The organism is Veillonellales bacterium (assembly GCA_039680175.1).
Taxonomy (GTDB): Bacteria; Bacillota; Negativicutes; order JAAYSF01; family JAAYSF01; genus JBDKTO01.
Genome location: JBDKTO010000018.1, coordinates 1 through 8,622, shown reverse-complemented (window position 1 = coordinate 8,622; position 8,622 = coordinate 1). Strand labels below are relative to the sequence as shown.

At 48.3% G+C, this 8,622-nt stretch carries 7 protein-coding genes and 1 riboswitch; all 7 genes read left to right on the top strand.

Annotation, left to right across the window (positions count from 1 at the left end; all coding sequences use genetic code 11):
* Positions 1 to 625 precede the first annotated feature (625 nt).
* Positions 626 to 1,876, top strand: a complete 1,251-nt coding sequence (locus tag ABFC84_02930) for a cation:dicarboxylase symporter family transporter (protein ID MEN6411703.1) — start codon at positions 626 to 628, stop codon at positions 1,874 to 1,876.
* A 147-nt stretch (positions 1,877 to 2,023) separates the two neighbouring features.
* Positions 2,024 to 3,112 (top strand): glycosyl hydrolase family 18 protein, encoded by a 1,089-nt coding sequence (locus ABFC84_02925; GenBank protein ID MEN6411702.1) that lies wholly within the window; start codon positions 2,024 to 2,026, stop codon positions 3,110 to 3,112.
* 190 nt (positions 3,113 to 3,302) lie between these two features.
* Positions 3,303 to 3,506, top strand: coding sequence for a copper ion binding protein (locus ABFC84_02920; protein MEN6411701.1), 204 nt, complete (start codon positions 3,303 to 3,305; stop codon positions 3,504 to 3,506).
* Positions 3,507 to 3,636: 130 nt separating this feature from the next.
* Positions 3,637 to 4,998 (top strand): LCP family protein, encoded by a 1,362-nt coding sequence (locus ABFC84_02915; protein MEN6411700.1) that lies wholly within the window; start codon positions 3,637 to 3,639, stop codon positions 4,996 to 4,998.
* Positions 4,999 to 5,090: 92 nt separating this feature from the next.
* Complete coding sequence (mrdA, locus tag ABFC84_02910) at positions 5,091 to 6,881, top strand: penicillin-binding protein 2 (protein ID MEN6411699.1); 1,791 nt, start codon at positions 5,091 to 5,093, stop codon at positions 6,879 to 6,881.
* 66 nt (positions 6,882 to 6,947) lie between these two features.
* A riboswitch (cobalamin riboswitch) is annotated at positions 6,948 to 7,133 on the top strand.
* Between the two features lie 197 nt (positions 7,134 to 7,330).
* A complete protein-coding gene (locus ABFC84_02905; GenBank protein MEN6411698.1) occupies positions 7,331 to 8,317 on the top strand; it encodes a sirohydrochlorin cobaltochelatase in 987 nt (328 codons plus the stop codon).
* Positions 8,318 to 8,411: 94 nt separating this feature from the next.
* A partial coding sequence (locus ABFC84_02900; GenBank protein ID MEN6411697.1) for a hypothetical protein occupies positions 8,412 to 8,622 on the top strand: 211 nt, incomplete at its 3' end.

Below are 8,622 nucleotides of genomic sequence, written 5' to 3'. Positions count from 1 at the left end.
GACATCCTTCCGGAATTCTGGAATTTGTGATCAGTCTGGAGAAATTATCGGACGGCAGTCTGAATCTGGTGCAGGCCGGTGTAAGCCGGACGTCGAAACCTATTATGGACGGCTATGTGTATGTATCCCGTAAGGTTTTTAGTTAAAGTGGGGTAAAAAGCATAGAATGAATAACTAAATGGTAATATAACAATCAAAAAATGTGAGTGCTTTGTTCATCTAGGGCAGATACTGCGTGTCAGCGAGATGACGCAGAAACAGAGTGCCTCATACAAAGATAAGGGGTAATTCTTTCCTCGTTATGTTAATCCGGGCGGATAGGATATGACAGAGGCAGGATTACCCTACACTTATAATAAAAATTCTAAAAATTTAAAAAAATAAGCGAATTCCTTTCTAATTTTTAAAAACTAGAAAGGAATTTATTTAACTCAGTCGAAATAATAATCTAATAATACAATATTCAGGAAAAAGGATATTGTATACAGAATTTTGCTTGCCGACGTATGAGTTTTAGATCCCCTGTGCACTTATAAATTTTAAAAACAGCTGTATAAGGGAGGTGGAGCATCTACTCCAGGGGATTGCAGCGAGGTGGCAAAAAATTTTTATTAGGAGGTAAATCATGGCTAAAGGTAAAGGAATTGGCTTAACTTCGTGGATTTTCATTGCTCTAATTGCCGGGGTTGTTTTCGGCTATATTTTCCCCAGTTATGGGCAGGCATTAAAGCCAATCGGCGATATGTTTATCCGCATGATCAAGATGATCGTTGTACCATTGATCTTCAGTGCATTGATTATGGGGATTGCCGGGACCGGCGACTTTAAAAGACTGGGGCGTTTAGGCTTAAAATCAATTATCTGGTTTGAAGTGGCGACTACACTGGCTTTAGCGGTTGGTTTAATTATTGCCAATGTTTTCCAACCTGGAGCCGGAGTGGCGATTGCAACCGGTGCCGATGCGTCTTCTGTTACAAACGCAGCGAAAAAATCGGTTGATATGATGCAGATGATTGTCAATATCGTGCCGACCAATGTGGTGGATGCTGCTTCCCGCGGCGATATGCTTCAGATTATTTTGTTCTCCTGCTTTTTTGGTGTGGCTGCCGCCCATATGGGACCGAAAGGCGAGCCGGTAGTGAAACTGGCTACCAGTATTGCTGAAATTATGTTTCAATTTACCTATTATGTTATGAAACTGGCTCCCATCGGTGTATTTGCTCTAATCGCCTATACGGTTGGCAAATTTGGCTTAGCTATGCTTCTGCCACTGGCAAAGTTAATCGGCTGTCTCTATTTTGCCTTGGTGGTCTTTATCTTCTTGTTAGCCTTTTTTGCAACAATCGGGCTGCGGATTAATTTCTTCCAGGTGCTGAGGGCTATCAAAGAGCCGATTCTAATTGCCTTCTCGACTGCCTCCAGTGAAGCGGCGCTGCCAATTGCCATGGAGAAATTAGAGCGGTTTGGTATTCCCAAGCATATTGTTACTTTTGTACTGCCTACCGGTTATTCATTTAACTTGGACGGTTCGACATTGTACAGCTGTCTGGCAGTTATTTTTGTCGCCCAGATGTACAATATTGACTTCCCGCTGGCTACTCAGCTGTTGGTCGTTGTGACATTAATGCTGTCTACCAAAGGAATTGCCGCCGTTCCCGGCGCGTCCATTATCGTTATTGCCGGTACGGTTGCTGCTTTCGGTCTGCCGGTTGAAGGAGTTGCTATCATTCTCGGCGTTGACCGGATTATGGATATGGCCCGGACCGCCTGCAATCTGATCGGCAACTGCATCGCAGCCGTAGTGGTTGCCCGCTGGGAAAATGAGCTTCCTAACGAAGTGCTGCAAGCGGCTTATGCTAAAAATTACGATGAGTAAGCGTAAACAATATGGTTTTGTATAAATGAACTTTCCTATCATCAAGCCGGCATAGTACATGCCGGCTTGATTTTTTAGGTGCGGCGGTATAAGAATAATTCCTCCGCCAATACTAAAAGCAAATTGGATTGGAAAGGGTGAACGAGGTTGCGTAATTCAAAAACGGTTGCGATCCTATTGTTGATTCTGTTTACAATAACAGCTGTGGTACTGCTAGGCGGCTGCGGCAATAAGCCTTCCCCCAAGCCTCTTCCTGGTGCACCGGATACGCCGGGAGGGACGGGAAATTTGGTTATGCCGCCGCGGTTAGTGATTGGCTATTATGAAAATCCCTGGCCGGGGACGCCTGACCAGACAGGGTCCTTTCCCAGCATGAAAGCTTTTGCCAAGAGTCTGACCGGAGTGGGGCCTTTTTGGTATCGGGCAACTAAGGACGGTACGATTGAGGCTCATGACAGCCAGCTGGTGTATGATACTGCCAGGAATTTGGGCCTTAAGATGTTTCCTCTGGTAACGAATAAAACTGGTGCGACGGATGCTATTTTGGCTGATCCGGCTGTCCGCAGCAAGGCGATTGACAACATTGTCAAGCTGGCAAAGGACAAAAAATATGATGGCATCAACATTGACTTTGAACTGCTGCCGGTAAAACACCGGGATAATCTAACGGCGTTTATGGCAGAACTGTATCCTAAAATGAAAGCCGCCGGCAAAATTTTGATTATTTCGGTATTCCCCCAGGTGGATGTTTCCGCCGACGTATCTGGCGCTTACAATTATCCCGAGCTGGCTAAAAATGCAGATTTCTTACAAATTATGACATATGACCATCATTGGGGATCTTCTAAACCGGGACCGATTGCCGAAATTAGCTGGTACGAAAAAAATATCAAATATGCTATTGAACAGTGCGGCGGTCCGCAAAAAGTCATTATCGGCGTAGGCGCCTATGGCTATGACTGGCCGGAGTCCGGTGAAGCGGAAACAGTGAAATATGTTGACGCTATTGTACGGGCTGAGCAAAATGGTGCAAAGATTCTCTATGATGATAGTTCCCAGGCGCCCCACTTTAAATATAAGAACCGGGAAGTCTGGTTTGAAAATACCAAGAGTACGGCTGCCAAACTGGATGTTATAGCCAAATATAATCCCGCCGGGATAGCCATCTGGCGGCTTGGGCAGGAACAGCCGGAAATATGGCCCCTCATCAATCAAAAGTTTCCCAAACAGCAGTAGAATGGCTATGAGCTATGAGCTATGAGCTATGAGCTATGAGCTATGAGCTATGAGCTATGAGCTATGAGCTATGAGTTATGAGCCAAGTGCCAAGTGCCAAGTGCCATGCCCCAATCGTCCCCATGCAGGTTTTTTTAATGACCGGTAAGAATATATAAAATAGGAATAGAAGGAGAGGAGACATGGCAGTATGAAGCAAAAGATTACGGTAAAAGGGATGAGCTGCGGGCATTGCAAAAATGCTGTGGAAAAAGCGGTAAAATCCCTGGACGGAGTAAGCTTTGCCGAAGTTGATTTGCCGGCCAGACAATTAACGATTGCATTTGATGCAGCCGTTGTAAGTATGGAGCAAATTAAGGCGGTAATTGAAGAAGAAGGCTACACCGTCATGTAAAAATCTTGACGGAAGTTGTAATACTTTGTTATACTAAAACAAGCCCTCGGAAAATTTGGGGGCTTGTTTTTAGTTTGCAGAAGCGGAAATGACTTTTTCGATTGATATTAAGAGAGAGGGGGTGCGCTTGATGCCGCGAATGGGAGATCGCCTTCAGGCTCAGCGGGGAGCAGCGAAAAAGCGCACAATTTCTATATTGATTGTTATTATGGCTGTGGCTGCAGTGGCGGCCGCGGCGTATTATTGGTTCGGCGGCAGCCCGGAGCAAAGTGCCGGCGGCCATTTGACCGCTGAAAATAAGGTGAATATTTTAGTGATGGGCGTCGATCAGCGGGACGGTGATGTGGGCCGTTCGGATACCCTGTTTGTTTTGACGGTAGATACCAAGAATAAGTCGGTGTCGATGCTGTCCGTTCCCCGGGATACCCGGGTGAAGATTCCCGGCCATGGCTGGGACAAGATCAACCATGCCTATGCTATGGGCGGACACAAGCTGTCCATGAAGGCGGTAGAAGGTCTGCTGGGGATTAATATGGATCATTATGTCCTTATTAATATTAACGGGTTTAAGAAGATTGTCGACGCCATTGGCGGCGTGGATATTGATGTGGAAAAACGGATGTACTATACCGATCCTTATGATGATAACGGCGGCCTGGTTATAAATTTAAAACCCGGGCTGCAGCACATGGATGGCGAGACGGCGATTCAATATGTCCGCTACCGGGATGAGGAAGGCGATATTGGCCGGGTTCAGCGGCAGCATAAATTTATGAAGGCAGTGCTGAAAGAAATTGCCAGCCCCTCGATTATTCCTAAAATACCGACTATTATTAAGGAAGTTAGTTCGGCGGTAATAACCGACATGTCCACCGGTCAGATGCTGAGTATGGCTCAGATTGTGAACGATGCTTACCAGCAGGGACTTAGGACCGACATGGTGCCGGGCAAGCCTGCCTATATTGATGATGTAAGCTATTGGCTGCCGGATCTTGTTGCCTTGCGGCAGCATATGGCCCAGACGCTTGGTGCTGCCATGGATGAAAAATTTGTTGGCGCCACGCAGCGGGAGGCAGCCGAGTATCAAAGCTCCATTCCCAAAGAAATGAAAGTGGTAGAGGTGCCTAAAGCGGTGCAGCCGCCAAAAGCACCGGTGGAGCCGGCAAAACCAAAGACGGGGACCCCCGTTTCTCCACCCCAGCCTGCCAGTTCTCTGGCAAAAGTACGGGTTGATGTCTTGAATGCCAGCGGGATTGACGGCGCCGGCGCTAGAATGGCTTCCCTGCTGCGGGAACAGGGATTTGAGGTCGCCGGAGTTTCCAATTCTGCCGCAGCTTACAAAAGTACGGTCGTTATTTCCAATACTACGGATACGGCAGTAATTAACCGGCTGAGGGGACTGCCTTTCCCCTACGCTCTCCAGATCACCAAGGACGACAGCAAGAGCACCCAGGCCACGGTCGTGATTGGCAAAGATTATTCCGGAAAATAACGGCAGTTTAAAATCGCGTTAATAGCCCTGTTCAGGGCTATTTTTTTTGTCCCTTATTGCCATAATAAGAATGAGGAAAGGGGCAATGATGAATGTGGGACATGGAAAAATCCCGCCGTATGGGGATATTACACGCAATTCTTGCCGGAATCATCCTGCTGCTCGTGCTGCGGCTGGCCTGGATGCAGATCTTGCAGGGACCTCAATATAAAAAAGTGGCGGAGAATAATCGGGTTCGGCAGATTACCGCCCAGGCACCGCGGGGAACGATATATGATCGGAACGGGGCAGTTTTAGTGAGCAATCGTCCCAGCTTTGCCCTATCGGTTCTTCCTTACGAATATAGCAGCGGAGAGACAGCGACGCCCATACTGGCGGAAATTACCGGACTGCCGGTGGGAGAAATTCAACGGATGATCCAAGCCGGGGCGGATTTTTCCTATACTCCGGTCCGGCTGAAGCGGGATGTGGATGCCGCAGTGCTAGCCAAAGTGGAAGAGCGAAAATATTATTTGCCGGGAGTTATTATTGAAGCGATACCGGTGCGCTATTATCTCTATAAGCAGCTGGCGGCCCAGGTATTTGGCTATGTCGGCAATATCAGCGAAGCGGAATTCGCCGAACGCCGGGAGCGGGGCTACAGTTCTAATGATTTGATCGGCAAGGACGGGCTGGAGCGGGTTTGGGAAGATGCGCTAAAGGGAACTGACGGCGGCCGTCAGGTGGAAGTGAACGCTATGGGCGAGGAAACAGAGCGTATCGGGGAAAAAACGGCTATTCCCGGCAAGGGAATGGTGCTGACCTTGGATGCCAATCTACAGAAGGCGGCAGAGGAAGCTTTGCAGAATCAGATTCTTACTGCCAGGGAAATCGGCGAACCGGCGAAAGGCGGCAGCGCTGTTGTACTGGATGTGCATACCGGCGGGGTACTGGCAATGGCTAATGCTCCTTCTTTTGATCCTAATGTATTTGCCGGCGGTATTACCGTCCAGGACTGGAACGGCTTATTGAACGATCCCAATCATCCTTTAACCAATAAAGCCATTCAAAGCCAGTATCCACCGGGGTCGGTGTTTAAGGTCGTGACTAGTGCCGCGGCTTTGGATTTAAATTGTACGACGACGGCGGAAGTGTTTCAGGATAAAGGGGTTTATGTCTTGTCGGGCTGGAGTTTTTACGGCTGGGAGCCGAAGGGACTGGGAGCGCTGACGATTGTGGATGCTATCGCCTGGTCCAGCGATCCGGTATTTTATGAACTGGGGCATCGCCTGGGAGCCGACAATCTGGCCAGTTATGCTCTGACTTTTGGCCTGGGCCGGCCTACCGGCATTAAACTGCCGGGAGAGGAAGGGGGATTTGTGCCTACAGAGGAATGGAAGCAGGAAACTTACGGTGAACCATGGTATCCCGGTGAAACATTGATTGCCGCTATCGGACAGGGCTACTATTTGACGACTCCACTGCAGCAGGCTCTGCTGCTTATGGCAGTAGCCAACGGCGGTGTCGTTTATCGTCCAATGCTGGTCGATAAAACACTGTCGCCCGACGGCGAAGTTCTGGAGGTTGTTCAACCGGAAGTGTTGCACACCATCTATTTGCGGCCGGAAAGCTGGGATGCCATTCGCCGGGGGCTGGTGCAGGTCACTACGGCAGGTACGGCCTCTGCCGTATTCAAAGGATTTCAGCCGGCGATTGCCGGTAAAACCGGTTCGGCGGAAACCGGACATAATACGACCCATGCCTGGTTTGCCTGTTATGCCCCGGCGGAGAATCCCCGGATTGTTGTCGCCGTGCTGGTGGAGGACGGAGGGGAAGGGTCGGTGTCGGCAGCACCGGTGGCGCGCAAGATACTGGAAGCTTATTTTTCGGCCGTCAAACTGTAGTAAAAATTTCTTGCTAATGATGAGTTTTTATAGTAAACTAAGAAAAATTACGGTTTGTCATGACAAATTCATAAGCTGGAAACAGGTGCCCCCCCAAGGGGCTTAATAGGGAAGTCCGGTGTAATGCCGGCGCGGTCCCGCCACTGTAATGAAGAGTGAACCCATGTTTTACCACTAAGAAGAATTTCTTGGGAAGGTTTGGGCGAGCGATGACTCAGAGCCAGGAGAACTGCCTGTTTAGCAATCACCGTTTTACCTACGAGCGATGGGAAGGGGATTATACGAGAGTGTTCCTTCCCGGCTATTTTGCCGGGATTTTTATTTGGCGGGAATTACTTTTATAAAAGCCTCCCTGCAAGGCCCGGGGGAGTTTTTTTGCCAGCAGTTTTTCGGGAGGTGATTTCAGAACAAAGAAACTTGAAATTTCAATAGTAGAAGGGGCGAAAAAAATGAAAAAAAGTATTTATCTGCTTATGATGACATTGTTAGTTTCCTTTTGCTTTGGCGGAATCAGTACCGGGCAGAAGGCTTATGCGGCAGAGGAAGATACGGTTGAGGGAGATGCGGCTGAAGGAGACGCGGCGAAAAAGGCAATTCTGGTCGTTAGTTTCGGCACTACTTATGCCGATACCCGGAAAGTAACCACCGAAGCAGTGGAAAACAAAATTAAGGCTGCTTTTCCCGATTATGAAGTCCGTCATGCCTTTACTTCCCGTATTATTATCAAAAAACTGGCGGACCGGGACGGACTGCAGTTTGATACGGAGAAGCAAGCGCTGGATAAACTGGTTGAAGAGGGATTTACCGATGTGGTCATTCAACCGCTGCATATGGAAGCCGGTGATGAATACACGAAGCTGATGCGTGTGGTTGACAAGTACCGGGGAAAAGGCGTCTTCAACACGTTGGCTGTAGGCCGGCCTGTATTGTATTATACCGGGCAGGAAGGGGAAAAACCCGATGATTATTTAATTGCGATCCAGGCATTCCAAACGCAGTTTCCCTCACTGGGAGAACACGAAGCGATTGGGCTGATGGGACACGGCGGTGTCAATCCGGCCAATACGGCTTATGCCGCGCTGCAAATGAAGATCCAGGATGCGGGTCTTAAAAATATATTTGTTTTTACAGTGGAAGGATATCCTACAATTGATAATTTGATTGCAGAGTTAAAGGCAAATAAAATTGAAAAAGTAACTTTAATGCCGATTATGCTGGTTGCCGGCGATCACGCCAACAATGACATGGCTGGTGCCGATAAAGAGTCCTTTAAATCCCAACTGCTGGCCGCCGGGTTCCAGGTGGATACCTATATTCACGGCTTGGGAGAAAATGCGGCTATTCAGGATATTTATGTGCAGCATGTAAAAGATGCTATTGACAATAAATATGTGGAGCGAGGCAAGGATCGTCCGGCTATTCCGGTGATTGAATAAGAACAGGTGATCTTTTTGCAGATCAAGTGTGCTGTTAAGGGCAGGCTTGGTCTGCTTATATTTACAATCATACCGACTCGGAGGAGGATGGGTTTTGAAGAAAATATTTCCCATTATGCTGATGGGCTTGATGATTTGCTTGACACCGGCGGCTTTTGCCGATCCGGTACAACTGACCGGCGATGTATTGGTAAAATATGAGAAAGATACGGCGTCAGGCAGTCCGGATGTTTCCGGTACGATGAGTACCATCCGGCTGAAAGCGACAACGGAGTTGGGAGATGGCTGGTCGCTGTACGCCCGCC

Excerpts from the sequence above, each read along its gene's own strand:
- ABFC84_02930 (MEN6411703.1), top strand. The coding sequence starts at position 626 with ATGGCTAAAGGTAAAGGAATTGGCTTAACTTCGTGGATTTTCATTGCT.
- ABFC84_02920 (MEN6411701.1), top strand. The coding sequence starts at position 3,303 with ATGAAGCAAAAGATTACGGTAAAAGGGATGAGCTGCGGGCATTGCAAA.
- ABFC84_02915 (MEN6411700.1), top strand. The coding sequence starts at position 3,637 with ATGCCGCGAATGGGAGATCGCCTTCAGGCTCAGCGGGGAGCAGCGAAA.
- mrdA (MEN6411699.1), top strand. The coding sequence starts at position 5,091 with ATGTGGGACATGGAAAAATCCCGCCGTATGGGGATATTACACGCAATT.
- ABFC84_02905 (MEN6411698.1), top strand. The coding sequence starts at position 7,331 with ATGAAAAAAAGTATTTATCTGCTTATGATGACATTGTTAGTTTCCTTT.